At 59.5% G+C, this 13,497-nt stretch carries 12 protein-coding genes and 2 tRNA genes; 2 read left to right on the top strand and 12 right to left on the bottom strand.

Going from position 1 to position 13,497, the window contains the following annotated elements:
• Positions 1–41: 41 nt before the first annotated feature.
• The 5 genes from F4036_10320 to F4036_10340 form a co-directional block, all read right to left on the bottom strand.
• Complete coding sequence (locus F4036_10320; GenBank protein MYK38137.1) at positions 42–890, bottom strand: VOC family protein; 849 nt, start codon at positions 888–890, stop codon at positions 42–44.
• 83 nt (positions 891–973) lie between these two features.
• Positions 974–1,942, bottom strand: coding sequence for a phytanoyl-CoA dioxygenase family protein (locus F4036_10325; GenBank protein MYK38138.1), 969 nt, complete (start codon positions 1,940–1,942; stop codon positions 974–976).
• On the bottom strand, positions 1,819–3,633 hold the full coding sequence (locus F4036_10330; protein ID MYK38139.1) for an ABC transporter ATP-binding protein: 1,815 nt from the start codon (positions 3,631–3,633) through the stop codon (positions 1,819–1,821). Before F4036_10330 ends, F4036_10325 begins: the two co-directional genes overlap by 124 nt.
• Complete coding sequence (locus F4036_10335) at positions 3,630–4,439, bottom strand: ABC transporter permease (protein ID MYK38140.1); 810 nt, start codon at positions 4,437–4,439, stop codon at positions 3,630–3,632. Before F4036_10335 ends, F4036_10330 begins: the two co-directional genes overlap by 4 nt.
• Positions 4,440–4,495: 56 nt before the next feature.
• Entirely contained in the window at positions 4,496–5,458 is a 963-nt protein-coding gene (locus tag F4036_10340) for an ABC transporter permease (GenBank protein MYK38141.1), read from the bottom strand.
• 125 nt (positions 5,459–5,583) lie between these two features.
• On the opposite strand from F4036_10340, the gene F4036_10345 reads away from it, so the two are divergent.
• Entirely contained in the window at positions 5,584–7,107 is a 1,524-nt protein-coding gene (locus F4036_10345; GenBank protein ID MYK38142.1) for a long-chain fatty acid--CoA ligase, read from the top strand.
• Positions 7,097–7,522 (top strand): nuclear transport factor 2 family protein, encoded by a 426-nt coding sequence (locus tag F4036_10350; GenBank protein ID MYK38143.1) that lies wholly within the window; start codon positions 7,097–7,099, stop codon positions 7,520–7,522. The genes F4036_10345 and F4036_10350 overlap by 11 nt, the downstream gene beginning before the upstream one ends.
• 25 nt (positions 7,523–7,547) lie before the next feature.
• Here the strand turns inward: F4036_10350 and F4036_10355 are convergent.
• The 7 genes from F4036_10355 to F4036_10385 all read right to left on the bottom strand — a co-directional run bounded on the left by F4036_10355 (position 7,548) and on the right by F4036_10385 (position 13,431).
• Positions 7,548–7,623: transfer RNA gene (locus F4036_10355), tRNA-Phe, on the bottom strand.
• A 69-nt stretch (positions 7,624–7,692) separates the two neighbouring features.
• Positions 7,693–7,965: an oxidative damage protection protein gene (locus F4036_10360; protein MYK38144.1), complete on the bottom strand. Its 273-nt coding sequence runs from the start codon at positions 7,963–7,965 to the stop codon at positions 7,693–7,695.
• A 33-nt stretch (positions 7,966–7,998) separates the two neighbouring features.
• On the bottom strand, positions 7,999–9,057 hold the full coding sequence (mutY, locus tag F4036_10365) for an A/G-specific adenine glycosylase (protein ID MYK38145.1): 1,059 nt from the start codon (positions 9,055–9,057) through the stop codon (positions 7,999–8,001).
• On the bottom strand, positions 9,014–11,182 hold the full coding sequence (locus F4036_10370; GenBank protein MYK38146.1) for a peptidase domain-containing ABC transporter: 2,169 nt from the start codon (positions 11,180–11,182) through the stop codon (positions 9,014–9,016). The genes mutY and F4036_10370 overlap by 44 nt, the downstream gene beginning before the upstream one ends.
• Positions 11,139–12,464: an HlyD family efflux transporter periplasmic adaptor subunit gene (locus F4036_10375; GenBank protein ID MYK38147.1), complete on the bottom strand. Its 1,326-nt coding sequence runs from the start codon at positions 12,462–12,464 to the stop codon at positions 11,139–11,141. Before F4036_10375 ends, F4036_10370 begins: the two co-directional genes overlap by 44 nt.
• Before the next feature lie 350 nt (positions 12,465–12,814).
• Complete coding sequence (locus tag F4036_10380) at positions 12,815–13,162, bottom strand: hypothetical protein (protein MYK38148.1); 348 nt, start codon at positions 13,160–13,162, stop codon at positions 12,815–12,817.
• Between the two features lie 195 nt (positions 13,163–13,357).
• Positions 13,358–13,431 (bottom strand) — tRNA-Gly (locus tag F4036_10385).
• Positions 13,432–13,497: the final 66 nt, after the last annotated feature.

Consider the following 13,497-nt stretch of genomic DNA (forward strand, 5'->3'; position numbering starts at 1 on the left):
GAAGGCGATCGCTGCGACTCGCCATTCCCGAATCCGGACTCTCACCGGGATCTCTCGCGCCAGCGTCGATTCGCCTCCATGTCTTCGGCAAAGGCCACCGCGTTGTCCCTGCAACCACTCTGCTCGTAGCGTTCTTCATAGCCGATGAGATGTCCTTCAGGATCACAGATATAGCCGAGCACGCCGCGGCCAAACTGAATTCGGTCGTTCACGATTCGAACTTTGTTCGCCAGAAGCGTCTCTCGAAAACCGTCAAAATCATCGACGCGCAGGATAAACGCATCAGGTACTTCGAAACGATCTTGCGGCGGAGACTCTGCTTGTCCGCCCGCCCTGAGCTCAAGTGCGGTCGAATCGCCACAATCGAGTACAACGTGCGTTGGTGCTGCCTCGACAATGGGCAGTCCGACAGTGTCGGAATAGAACGCCGCCATAGCGCCGAGATCGGCGACGTGACGGATGATCGAGTCTATGCCCTGAATATCCCGCGGCAAGGGCGCAACACCCGGATTGTAGGCGCGATGGTTTTCCCGCATCGTCAATCGCTCGCGAGCGACAATATCAATCGGCCTCGTCGAATCCATCGGGGCCTGTCGGAGCATGACGAAGTGCTCATCGATGTCTTGAAAAACCGCATAGTCGCCAAACTCGTCGTTTCCGGACGCCACTACATCCACGTTGAAACGCCTCAAACGGGACAGGACACTGCCTAGCTCCACGCATCGAATTACCGGTAACGTCGGACTGCTTTTCCAATCGGGATAACGCCATTCGGGTCCCGCGTCGGACTTGGGCTCAAACACGACTGTCTCTCCAGCCCAAAACAACCAGGCATCTGCGTAGCCCCGCAACAATGGCAGTTGCAGGACTTCACCATAAAAGGCCGCCACGCGTTCCGCATTCTGCGACCGCGGCAACACCCAACCCAGACTGATAACTCGAGCCGATCGCGACATTACGGCCTCCAGTTCCGTTACGCCGCAGCTTCCGAGCCCGGCCGCGCCCACACCAATGGAAACAGGTCACCGCCCGGTCGTTTCCCTTCGGGCAGCGAATCCATACCTGGCACACCCACTGCCCCTTCACGTGACTTCCAGCGGATATCATCGCCAATCCATCGCGACGACAATCCTACGCGCGGGTACTCGGCATTGGTTGCGTCGCCTGAACCATGCGGCGTACGCGGATGGAACAACACCGAATCGCCGGGCTCGAGATCGTAGCCAACAATTTCGTAATCGAAATCGGGATCCTCCCGAAGTTCATTGAAATCCGGACATACCGGTGCTGTCTCCGGCCCGAAATCACCCTTCAGATAGCTGCCTCGGAATATCATGTCCTCATCGACGAGCTTCTTGTGATAGCCGGCGACAAACTCCAGACGACCGTTGGATTTCGACACAGGTTCAAGTGCCAGCCAAAGCGTCGGTACCTGGTGTCCACTCATTGGCCACGTCGTCATGTCATGGTGCCACCGCATTACATGTGGCGATCCGATCGGCTTTATAAACAGGTGGTCTTGAAATGCTCTTATTTCCCGGCAACCCAATACACGACCCACAATCTCTGCGGCAGGCGAACTCAGAATATAGTCACGAAACAACCCACCGTGGCGCCACAGGTAGATTATCGAGACAAAGTTCTCGCTATGGGATGGTCCTGTATGCTCATATCGGTCGACATTTCTTGTGGCTTCGTCGACAGCTTCGCGCAATCGGTTGCACCATTCCTGATCGAACATGCCACGCACACAGACCACACCATCGCGCTCGTAGGTGGTGCGATGCTCGTCGCTGATTGGCTTTAACGGTTCTCTGTTCATTTCATTTCTCCTGTCTCGGCTGAGCGCAGCTCGCCCGGAAAATGGCAGGCGACATGACGCCCGTGGCTTTCCTTCAGGGCGGGTTTTTCGACACTGCATAAAGGCCTGGCGATCGGACAACGGGAATGGAAGGCACACCCGGAAGGGAGATTCAACGGTGACGGCTGCTCGCCCCGTAGCGAGATTCTCTCCGACCGCCGTTCCGGTTGTGGATCCGGCGCTGCTGACAGCAACGCTGCCGTATACGGATGCAGGGGGTCGCGGGTGAGTGTCCGCCCCTCGGCTTCCTCGACGATTTCGCCAAGGTACATAACAACGAGTCGATCCGCGATGTGATGCATCAATGCCAGATCGTGGGCGACGATGAGATACCCAATGCCAAATTCGGATTGCAGCGATTTGAGCAACGCCACGATTTGCGCCTGCATGGAAACGTCCAACCCGGCCACTGGTTCATCGGCGATCAGGATCTCCGGTTGTAATGCCAGCGCCCGAGCAATGGCGATGCGTTGGCGTTGTCCGCCGGAAAACTGATTCGGACGCCGATTGAGTGAATCGTCCGGCAGGCCTACCAATGACAATACCTCGCGAACTCTTCCCTCGCGCTCTTTTGGGGTTCCCAATCGTTGCGCGCGCAGCGGTTCCGCGACGATTTTGCGCACCGTCCATCGCGGATTGAGGCTGGCGTACGGATCCTGAAAGACCAACTGCAGGCGTCGCCGAAGCGGCTTTAGCTCCTGCTCACGTGCGTCGGTGATGTCTTGTCCATCAAAAAATACCGAACCCTGCGTTGGCCGGTGTATACCCATCAATGCCGAAATCAGTGTTGACTTGCCTGATCCGGATTCGCCCACCAGCCCCACGGTTTCGCCACGACTCAAGGATATATCGACGCCGTTTACCGCGTGCAGATCCTGGCCTTTCGTCCTGAACGTCACGCGGAGCGTTTTGCCCTCAAGCAGCGGTCGATCCTCCACCGCGGTAAAGGAACTGCGTGGAACCACGTACGGGCGCCGAAAGCTCGGCACGGCACGAACAAGCGATTTCGTGTACTCATGCTGCGGGCGAGCAAGCAATTCCGCACACTCGCCTGATTCGATGAACTCACCACGTTTCATGACCACGATTCGATCGCAAATCTCTGCGGCAACGCCCAAGTCATGCGTCACCAGAATCATGCCACGCTCGCCAATTCGACTCTTAAGCAAATCCAGGATCTGCGCTTGAATGGTTGAATCCAATGCTGTGGTTGGTTCGTCGGCGATCAGTAACGATGGATTGTTCAGTGTCGACAACGCAATCATTACACGTTGTCGGAGTCCGCCGGAAAGTTCGTGGGGATAAGCGCCGAATCGCTGTTCAGGCACCGGTATGCCGACGTCCGACATGGCCTCGACACAACGCGTACGTGCTTCCTTTATGGAAATCTCCTGGTATCGAAGTACGGTCTCCAGCATCATTGCACCGACCGTACGCACAGGATTGAAACTACTCATTGGATCCTGAAACACCATGGCGATTTCTCGCCCACGCAGTGCTCGCGTTTGCTCCGGACGATAGTCGGTAATTTCATGACCATTGAGCCGGACTGAGTCGACAGTACGAATTCCTGTTTGCGGTACCAGATCAAGGAGGCTCAGTCCGACCATGGTTTTGCCGGAACCCGATTCGCCGACAAGACCAACGATCTCTCCTCGATTGATATTTAAATCGACAGCGCGAACGACCTTGTCCCAGGTACCATCAATCTTGGGAAATTTGACGGTCAGCCCGCGAAGCTCAAGGACACTGTTTTCTTGTCGAGGGTTCATAAAAGCGGCGCAGGGCCCTTTTGCCGGAACCGCTGCGTCAATCCGTCTCCCAATAGATTGGCGGCGACAACCACAATCACAATCGCAATTCCCGGGGCAAACACCAACCAGGGTTCGCGCAGCAGGTATTGGCGCGCCTCCGCCAGCATGTTGCCCCAGGTTGGCGCACCGAGAGGTGCACCGATTCCAAGAAACGAAAGTGCGCTTTCGGCGATCAACATGTCCGCACAATTGAACGCGGTCATCGCCAATAGCGTGGGCAGGATACCTGGCAGAAGATGCCCACCAAGAATCGACCAGCGACCGACCCCCTGCAACCGCGCGTTAGTCACGTAGCTGCGCTGCATGAGGCTTAGTGCCTCCGCATAGGTCACCCGAGCAAAGACCGGCCAGCCCAGGAAACCGAGCGTCAGCACCATTGGCAGCCAGCCTTGACCAATTATCGCAATGACACAAACCGCAACGATGAGTCCCGGAAACGCAATAACCGTATCTGTAAACCACCGAATCGTTGTGCGCGGCCACCCGTCGATTCCCGCGGCCGATAAACCAAGAATTGCCCCAATCGTGAGCGAAATAAGTGTTGCGCTGACCGCCGCACTGCTCGACCAGACGAGGCCGGCGAGCAACCGCGACCAGATATCACGCCCGATGTGATCGGTTCCAAGCCAATGTCCGGCAGTACCAAGGGGCTGCAGGCGATTCTCAAGCACATTGACGTCCGGTTCGTGCGCGGACAACAAAGGCGCGAACACAACCATCAACGCCAACGCGAGACACATGCCAATGCCGAATATGAGTTCCACGTTGCGGCTACCCAGGGCCCGCCGCCGTGTTGGTTCAAGCCGACGACGCGCGAAAATCACGTGCTGGTCCCCGTGTCACGTAACCTCGGATCGAAGAACCGAAAGCTCATGTCCGTAAGCGTATTGACGGCGAAGACCAGTACGGCAATGAAGATTGCGAGAGTCTGGACCAATGGAAAATCCAGCGTTCTTGTTGACTGCATGAGCTGCCAGCCCAGACCAGGCCATGCGAACATCGTCTCAACGATCACCGAGCCCGAAACCAGGTACGCGAACTGCGCACCGATGAGCGCAACCGCACCCAGCAGCGCATTGGGCAACGCGTGCCTCCAAAGCACTGCGCGCGGCGATGAGCCATATGCGAGTGCTGTGCGAATGTAGTCTTTGCTTAGCGTCTCGGATACCTTGGTGCTGATGACACGCGTGAGCTTGGGCACCAGAAAGGAAGCCAGTGTCAGTGTCGGCAACACCCAGGTTTCGAGTCCGCCTCGACCGATCGACGGCAACCAACCCAGTTTTACCGACAACAACTGGATGAGAAAGAGACCGGCAACGAATCCCGGCACACCCTGTGCGAGAAAGATAATCAGATTCGCAACGCGACGAGACCCGTGCATCTGGTAAATACCAAGCCAGGCTCCTAATGGGAGACAAATGGCAATGGTGAGAAGCATTGCCATCACGGTTAACTGAAGTGTTACCGGGAGCGCTTCCACCACCACTGTCAATGCGGGTCGACCGCTTTCCAGCGAGATGCCGAAATCAAGGCGCGCCAAGGACCATAGATAGTTGATGTACTGCACAACGAGCGGTTGATCGAGGCCGTAGTGCGCTTTGATCGCTGCCAGCTGGGCTTCAGTAGCATCCGGACCCGCCAGAACAAGCGCTGGGTCACCGGCGACGCGGAGCAGAAAAAACAACAGCGTCACCAGCGAAAACAACAGAAAGAAGAGCTCCTTCAGTTTCCGCAGGCTGGATTGTGCTAGCGGAGACCGAGTAAAAACACGAATTGGCGCCATAATCGCGGCTCTCCACTTGGCCGAGCATTTGGGCGCACCGTCACGGCATGCCCCCGTTGTAATTTACTCCCAATAAACATCCAAGTCGGGTGTTGTTGGATAGACTTGACTGATCAGGTCAGGAAATGTCTAAACCAGAAATACCAGCCATTCAAAACGTAACTGCAGGCCGAGCGGTCCGCTGCGCTGCCGAACGAGCGCCTGAAAAGGTGGCAATCTCGTTCGAAGACCGCTCCCTGACCTACCGCGAATTGGCGGATCGCATAAGCCGGGTCGCGGCCCTGTCAAGTGAAAAGTGGGCGCTTGGTGCCGGCGATCGAGTGGTCCTCCTTGCACCCAATTGCATTGAATACGCTGAACTCTTATTCGGTTTGACGGAAATGGGCGTGGTAGTCGCCACTTTGAATCCGTCTCTCACCTCAAGCGAACTTAAGAAGATAGTGGCTGATTGTGATCCCACTCTGGTCATCGCTCACAATGAATTACGAGACGTCGTGGACTCGGCGCTTCCTACGGAGACCTTTGGTGGAAACCAAACCGACCTCATTAAAGACATCCAACCAATAGACAATTATCCGGCGATCACCGAGGAACACCCGTTCGTGATCGGCTATACGTCCGGGACAACCGGCGACCCCAAAGGAGTCGTACTGTCCCACAGGAGTCGGACATGGACTTTGATGGCAATGGGGGTTGAGTGGGGTTGCTTTGGACCCAATGATGACTTTTTGCTGATGACACCACTTTTCCATGCCGCTGGTTTTGTCTTTTTGGCGGCACCTTTGATGTTTGGTGGAACAGTCACAATCACGAGATCCTTCGACGTCGACAGGGCCATCACACTATTGTCAACCGACCGGCATACAGGGGTGTTCCTGGTGCCGACGATGATTCATCGAATGCTGGATTCGTTAGCGGAATCCAATATCCCGTTCCCTGGAGAGACGCTGAAGACTGTGATCAGCAATGCCGCAGCACTCCCGCAAGCCACCAAGGAAAAAGTGGTAAATCAATGGGGCGAAGGCCTGTTGCACGAGACGTACGGAGCAACGGAGTATGGAATAGTCACCAACATTCGGCCCGAAGATCAACTGCTGAAGGAAGACAGCGTTGGCACGCCCTTTGCCAACATGGAAGCACAGATCCGGGACCAGGACGGCCATGTCATCAACGGCGAAGGTACGGGACTGCTCTATGCGCGCGGCCCATCAACCTTTAGCGGGTATTGGCGTAATCCTGCCGAAACCCGGAAAGCCGTCCAGGACGGTTGGGTCACGGTGGGCGATGTGGCCAGGCGCGACAAAGATGGATGCTACTATATCGTCGACCGCGCGAAAGACATGGTCGTTAGCGGCGGCGTAAACATCTACCCGCGGGAAATCGAGAAAGTCTTGATGGCCTTACCCGATGTGGTGGAGTGTGCTGTTATCGGCGTACCTGACAGTGAGTGGGGTGAGAGATTGCGGGCCTTTGTTGTTGCCGCTGACTCAGCCAGGCTGACTTCGTCCCAAATAATCGAACACTGTCGCAATCAACTCGCCAGCGCAAAGATTCCTCGTGACATATTGTTCACCGACGATCTTCCCAAGAACGCTTCCGGCAAGGTCCTGAAGAACAGGCTCAGAGAGAGGAAAAAACGTGAGCAATGAGACGTTCCGCACAACCAGACAAAAAGCAGTGGCACTGGATTTTCTGGAAGCGTTCTGGCGGGCTGATCTGGATGAAGCCTACGCACATCTGACTTCGGACGCCAAGTTTTACGTCGCGCCCTCTGGCGCTGACGTTCGCGAGCAAGATGCGCGATCCATGCTGGAATTCCTTGTAGACAAACTCTTCAGTCGGTTTCATGAGAATCACCCGCTGAAGTGCGAAATCACTTCGATGATACAGGAGCATGATGTGGTTGCAACGGAGTATGTTGCGCGAGCAAAAACGTTCCGCTTAGAACCCTACGAGAATTATTACTCGGCTCATTTGGTAATTGAGGACCATCTGGTCAGGTCGATCAGCACCTACGGGGACACGTTGTATATGAAGGGTTTGTTGTCCATGCAACGCGGCTAACGGGTTTCGTAAGCTATTGATTTAATGGTGGCCAGGGGCAGAATCGAACTGCCGACACGCGGATTTTCAGTCCGCTGCTCTACCAACTGAGCTACCTGGCCTTGGGGAAAGTGCGCGGATTATAGCGTCGCGCCGGCATTTTCGAATGTCGCGCGCGAGGCGCCGCAGGGTTAGTCCGATGGTGGCCGATACCCTTCCGGTTTGCTGGAACCGCCGCCGAAGAAGAAGGCTTCCATCTGCTCCTCAAGGAACTTGCGCGCGGCGGGCTCGATCGGGGTGAGGCGATACTCGTTGATCAGCATAGTCTGGTGCGAGAGCCACTGCCGCCAGGCCTGTTGCGAGACGTTTTCGAAGATGCGCTGGCCCAGCGCTCCCGGGTAGGGCGGACGCGGCAATCCTTCGGCCTCCGTGCCAAGCAGCACGCACTGTACGGTTCGGGTCATCGCAGGGAATTGTGCAAAAGGCGCACCGGCGCGTCAACGCGAACGGGCCGCGCCAACTCCCAGCGACTCCACCAGGCGGCGAATGGGCGCCGGCATGCCAAGCTCCTGCACGCCGTCGTGCCACCGCCATTGAACGCCGTCCTGAATTTCGCTGGAGGACGTGTTCACGGGCAGATGGATCGGCCGGATCTCCAGCTCGAAGTGGCTGAAGCCGTGCCGGATCGGCGCAAGTTCGGCATGGCTTTTCGGGGAACAGCCGAGGACTCTGCCGCACCAGTCCCCGGCGCTTTCCCCGTCGTCAAGAGTGGGCAGGCTCCACAAACCTGCCCAGATGCCTGTGGGAGGGCGCCGGCGCAGCAGCACGGCGCCGTCCGGGCGTTGCGCCACGAGCATGGACCTGCGTTTGAGCGGGCGGTTCGCCCTGGGTTTCGAGGCCGGGATTTCGCCGGTCAGTCCGTGCCGCCTTGCGCGGCAGGATTCGGCAAGAGGACACGCGTCGCAGCGGGGGCTGTGCCGCAGGCATACCGTGGCGCCCAGGTCCATGATCGCCTGCGTGTAGTCGCGCACCCTTTCCGACGGCGTATTGGCCTCGGCCAGGCCCCATAACTTCCTGCTTATCGAGGCTTTGCCTGGCCAGCCCTCGACGGCATGCACACGCGCCAGAACGCGCCGCGCGTTGCCGTCCAGGATGGCCCTGCGCTGCCCGTGCGCCAGCGCAAGAATGGCGCCGGCCGTGGAGCGACCTATGCCGGGCAGCGCCACGAGCGAGTCGAAATCATGGGGCAGTTCGCCACCGTGTTGCCCAACCACGATCCTGGCAGCCTTCAGCATGTTGTGCGCGCGTGTGTAGTAGCCCAATCCCGCCCAGATCGCCAATACATCGTCATCCTGTGCCGCGGCCAGAGATTGCACGTCCGGGAAGGAAGCCATGAACCGCTCGAAGTACGGCATCACGGTTTCGACGCGGGTCTGCTGAAGCATGATTTCCGACACCCAGATGCGGTAAGGCGTACGGTTCTTCTGCCAGGGAAGGTGTTTTCTTCCGTGCTTATCCCACCATGCGAGCAGTTGCGGCGCGATCATCGGGCGCATTGTAGGGCCGGCCCTCGGGAGCGGTTGCGGACAGGTCGATCACCTGGTCGGCGTATTGCAGGATGGCCGGGCGGTGGGCGGCGCATATCACCGTGATTCCGAGATCCCGGAGCGTACGTACGACCCGCTCCTCGGTCGCGGGATCGAGATGGCTGGTCGCTTCGTCCAGGATCATCGCGCGCGGGCGCCGGTAGAGGGCCCGGGCCAGCAGGATCCTCTGCACCTGACCGCCCGACAGGTTCGAACCCATGTCGCCGATCCGGCTGGCCATGCCCATCGGGAACTGCCGAATTTCCTCGTCCACGGCCGCCAGACGGGCCACTTCGTCGATCAGTTCCGTGTTTGGCGCCGGGTCGAAGAAACTGATGTTCTCGGCGATGCTGCCGCGAAACAGAACGTCGCCCTGCAGCACCAGGCCCAGTTGCCGGCGATAGTCGCGTCGGTGCAGGCGTTTGACGTCCGTTCCGTCCGCCAGAAACCTTCCTTCCGTGGCCGTTTCCAGGCCCGCGAACAGCTTGAGCAGGGTGCTCTTGCCGCTGCCCGATGGTCCCGTCAGCACGACCAGTTGACCCGGTTCAATACGGCAGGAAAATCCCCGCAGGACGAACTGCTCGTTGCTGCTGTAAGCGAATCCCAGGCCCCGCGCTTCGAACGCGCCGCCAAGCCGGCGAACCGGCAGTCCGTCCTCCGGTTCGGCCTCATGCTCCACGATGTCCCCCAACCGCTCGGCGTGCAGTCGAAGCATGTAAGCCTGCTGGAACAGTGAGATGAGCGAGCCGAGCGCCCCGCTGAACCGGCCACGCAAGGTCATGAAGGCAAACAGCGCGCCAAGCGTGATCTGACCGTTGAACAGCGCCAGCACTCCTACGCCCAGAAACGCGATCTGTTCGGCTTCGCCAAGCGCGCTCAGTCCGGCTCCGGAGTACATGCCTATGCGCGCGCTGCGCACATCCAGGTTCAGCTTGTCCACCAGGTGCGTTTGCCAGACGGTAAGACGTTCGCTCTCACCGGCCAGCGCCTTTACCGTTTCGCTTCCGCGGAGCGATTCCAGCATCGCCGAACTCTGCCTGGCTCCCGCCACCAGCCCGTCCCGCGACAAACGCCTTTGAGTGGGAAGCACGCTCCACACCAGCCCTGTGCGAAGCGCCAGACCGATAAGACTGATCATCATCAGGACGGGACTGTAGATCAGCATCACCACGCCGGTAAGACCGACCTTGAGCAGATCGATAATGCCCGTGACCACCGAGCCCGTCGCGAACTGGATGATCGGCGACAGCGATTGCATGCGTGAAACCACATCGCCGACATGCCGTTCCCGGAAGAAGCGCACCGGCAGGCTGAACAGCCGGCGCGTGAGATTGCGGGAAGTCTGCAGAGAGATCGACGTGGACAGCCAGATTCCGATCCAGCCCTGAAGCAACTGCAGCGGAATTCCTATTGCCGCCAGCAGGGCCATTGCGATAAGCATGGAGCGCAGCAACTCGGAGTCCTGGGACGTGGTTACCTCGTCGATCAGGATTTGCGAAAGTATGGGAGGCGCCAGACTGAGTATCTGCATCGCCAGCGCGATCATCGTCAGGCCCGCCAATGTGCGCGCGAGACGGTCGAACGACCGGGCTATGGACTTGAGCGGCAGTGCGCCCCGCAGGTCCGCGGCCCTGAAATCGGCATGCGGCGTCAGTTCGAGCGCCACGCCCGTGAAGTGCGTGTCCAATTGTGCAAGACGCCACCAGCGGCGATCGGCCGCCGGATCCAGGATCAGGGCGCGCTGCTTGCGAACTCTCTCCAGGACGACATAGTGATCCAGGTCCCAGTGCAGGACGCAGGGAACCTTGAGTTGCCGAAGCTCTTCCAGCTCCAGCCTGAGAGGTCGTCCGCTCAAGCCCAATATCTCGGCCGTTTCCATCAGCGCCTGCAGCGTGTGCCCGCGTCCTGCGCCTCCGGTTCGGGCACGGGCCGCGGCCAGGTCGATACGCAGTCCATGAAAATCGGCAATCATCGCCAGACAGGCCAGCCCGCACTCGGATTGCTGGTGCTGAGGAATGTGCCGCAGCCGCCTGAGCTGGCCGATGGCGACGTCAAATGCCGGTTTGAAGGTCCGCAAGCGAGGGCTCTTCGACATTCATCGAGGTGTCGCCGGCGCCGCGAACAAGCGGATCCAGGAGCCAGCGGATGAGTGTGCGACGGGTTTCAATGATGGTGGCCTCCACGCTGAGCCCGGGGCGCAGCGGCCAGCGGCGGTCCCTTGCCTGCATGTGCTGTCGCTCAAGCATCACGCGTGCCTCATAGGCGGGAGCGAGCAGATTTGGTACCAGGCGAATGGCGTTCGCCTGAAGAGGGCCGGACGTCATATCGGTCACGGTGCCCCGCAATACGCCGAACTGCCGCGACGGAAAGGCCGGGAGTTTCAGCACGGTTTCCTGTCCGAGTTCGGCTCGGCCGCCCGCCGCTGACGACAGGTAAAGCCGGGCTTCCATCTCCGCGCCTGGCGGATGCATCGTGACCAGCGCATCGCCCACGCTGACCGGCTTGCCGGCGCTGCCCAGAACGTCGGCCAGTTTCCCCCGCATGGGCGCGGTGACTGCCCGGCGCGACAGCCCTTCCAGTTCCACGGCGCGTTCCGCCAGACGTTCCGATTCGATTTCCAGGTTCAAATCCAGCGCCTGGAAGGACTGGCGTTCAGCAACCATTTCCTGGGAGATGCGGCCTGCGGAGGCCTTGGTTTCAATCTGCCGGGAACGGAGTTGGTCCAGCAGCGCCGCCGCCTGCAGCCACCGCAGTTCCGCGGGTTCCACGTCGCGCCTTGCAGCGTGTCCCTTAGACGCCAGCGCCTTGAGCCGCCCGTAGTCGGCGTCCGCCAGCTCAACCTGACGGGCCGCGTTTTGCACCCGTGCCTCGAGCAGTTCCGCTGCGGATTCAAGCGCAGCCTGCTCAAGGCGCATGGAACTCATTCTTGCGTCGAAGGCGTTTCGTTCCCTGTCCCTGCGCTGCAGCAGCAATTGTCTTTGGTGCGCCGCCGACAAGGACCGGGTTCGATAGCTGCCGATTCCGTCGGCAAGCGTGCGGTCCACGACCAGCGTCATCAGCGTGCTGCCGGACGCCACCATGTCACCCGGCTCGACCAGCACATCCTCGATCACGCCGCTTTGCTCGGCGGATATTGTGGTGAGACCACCCACGGGCAGGATTACGCCGGGCGCATGCAGCCGGCTCGGTACCTGTATCACGAAGGCCAGCGCGATCAGGGCCGCAAGGCAAGCGCAAGCGACCAGAACCGCAACAGGTGTAGAGGCCGGCCCGGCCAGCAGCACCTTCCCGAGGAAGCGATGCCGCCGATTGGACAGGGCGTTGTCGCGGAACAGACCGGGGTCTTCCCGCGAGCGCCCGGAAGGAAGATTGCCCACCGGACCGGCCTCTACGGTTGCTGCCTGGTCGGAGTCAGAACATTTCCGGCCATTCGTCGCCGCACGGCAGCCAGTGCAGCGGAACCGTTTCGGGCAATTGCCGAGGCCGGGTGTCCCGCGGAGTCTCCGGCTCTGTTTCCCCCGGACTCACGAGCGACAGCGCCCGGTGAGTGGGGAATTCGTTCCAGCGCGGAATATCGTGTCTTACAAGGGTGCGAAATTCCTCAGGGCGCCCGCCCGCCGGCAGACGAACTTCCCGTCGCGTCAACTCTCTCATATCAACCTCCGTATTCTGTGTGTGGGCGGCGACTTCCATATCACGTCTGCTGGAGCGACGCGGTCAGGCGCTGTCAGTAGTTGTTGCCGGCAGAATCGACGACGTATTGAAGCGGCGCCCCTGAATTCCAGCCGCTATTGCTGCCAGACCCTGGATTCGGGGGGGTGTACGGGCGGAACGGATTGCCGGAAGGGCCCGACGGCTCTTCGTCGGACTCTTCGTCGCTCGAACAGATGTAATGAGCAGTTGCGTCAGCAACGTGCGAGCCGACCGCGGCGCCCACTAGCGCACCGCCGCCGCCGGATACGGCTGCTCCGGCAAGCGCGCCCCCAACTATGAACGCTAGCGTCACGGCCTGCTCGCATTCGGATTCGTGTCCGCCGGCGACGGCGGCGCATTCCTGGTCGAGTAATAGTCTCATGGATTACCTCCTTGTATGGACTGAAATATGCGGCGCAACCCTTGCGCCGCTGCGGTCAGAAGAATGGAATTCCCATGAAGGAAAGAAAAGCGCCAAATCGGCCGCGTATCGCGAGTATTTCCTTTCTTCGGGGTTTATGGCCGAGTGCGGCCAAAACGAGAACCGCCGGGGGCCTGTTGAATGCGCCTGGGGATCTGGAGCGGACGATGGGAATCGAACCCACATCATCAGCTTGGGAAGCTGAGGTTCTGCCTTTGAACTACGCCCGCGCCGCGGCAAAGTCTATGCTAGATTCCAACGGCCGCCAAGTGGCGGGCGCGCAGCCATCGCGAGGG

It is taken from the genome of Gammaproteobacteria bacterium (assembly GCA_009845905.1).
Taxonomy (GTDB): domain Bacteria; phylum Pseudomonadota; class Gammaproteobacteria; order Steroidobacterales; family Foliamicaceae; genus Foliamicus.

Coding starts and splice junctions, on each gene's coding strand:
- F4036_10330 (MYK38139.1), bottom strand. CDS start 3,633: ATGAACCCTCGACAAGAAAACAGTGTCCTTGAGCTTCGCGGGCTGACC.
- F4036_10340 (MYK38141.1), bottom strand. CDS start 5,458: ATGGCGCCAATTCGTGTTTTTACTCGGTCTCCGCTAGCACAATCCAGC.
- F4036_10345 (MYK38142.1), top strand. CDS start 5,584: ATGTCTAAACCAGAAATACCAGCCATTCAAAACGTAACTGCAGGCCGA.
- F4036_10360 (MYK38144.1), bottom strand. CDS start 7,965: ATGACCCGAACCGTACAGTGCGTGCTGCTTGGCACGGAGGCCGAAGGA.
- mutY (MYK38145.1), bottom strand. CDS start 9,057: ATGCGCCCGATGATCGCGCCGCAACTGCTCGCATGGTGGGATAAGCAC.
- F4036_10370 (MYK38146.1), bottom strand. CDS start 11,182: ATGTCGAAGAGCCCTCGCTTGCGGACCTTCAAACCGGCATTTGACGTC.
- F4036_10380 (MYK38148.1), bottom strand. CDS start 13,162: ATGAGACTATTACTCGACCAGGAATGCGCCGCCGTCGCCGGCGGACAC.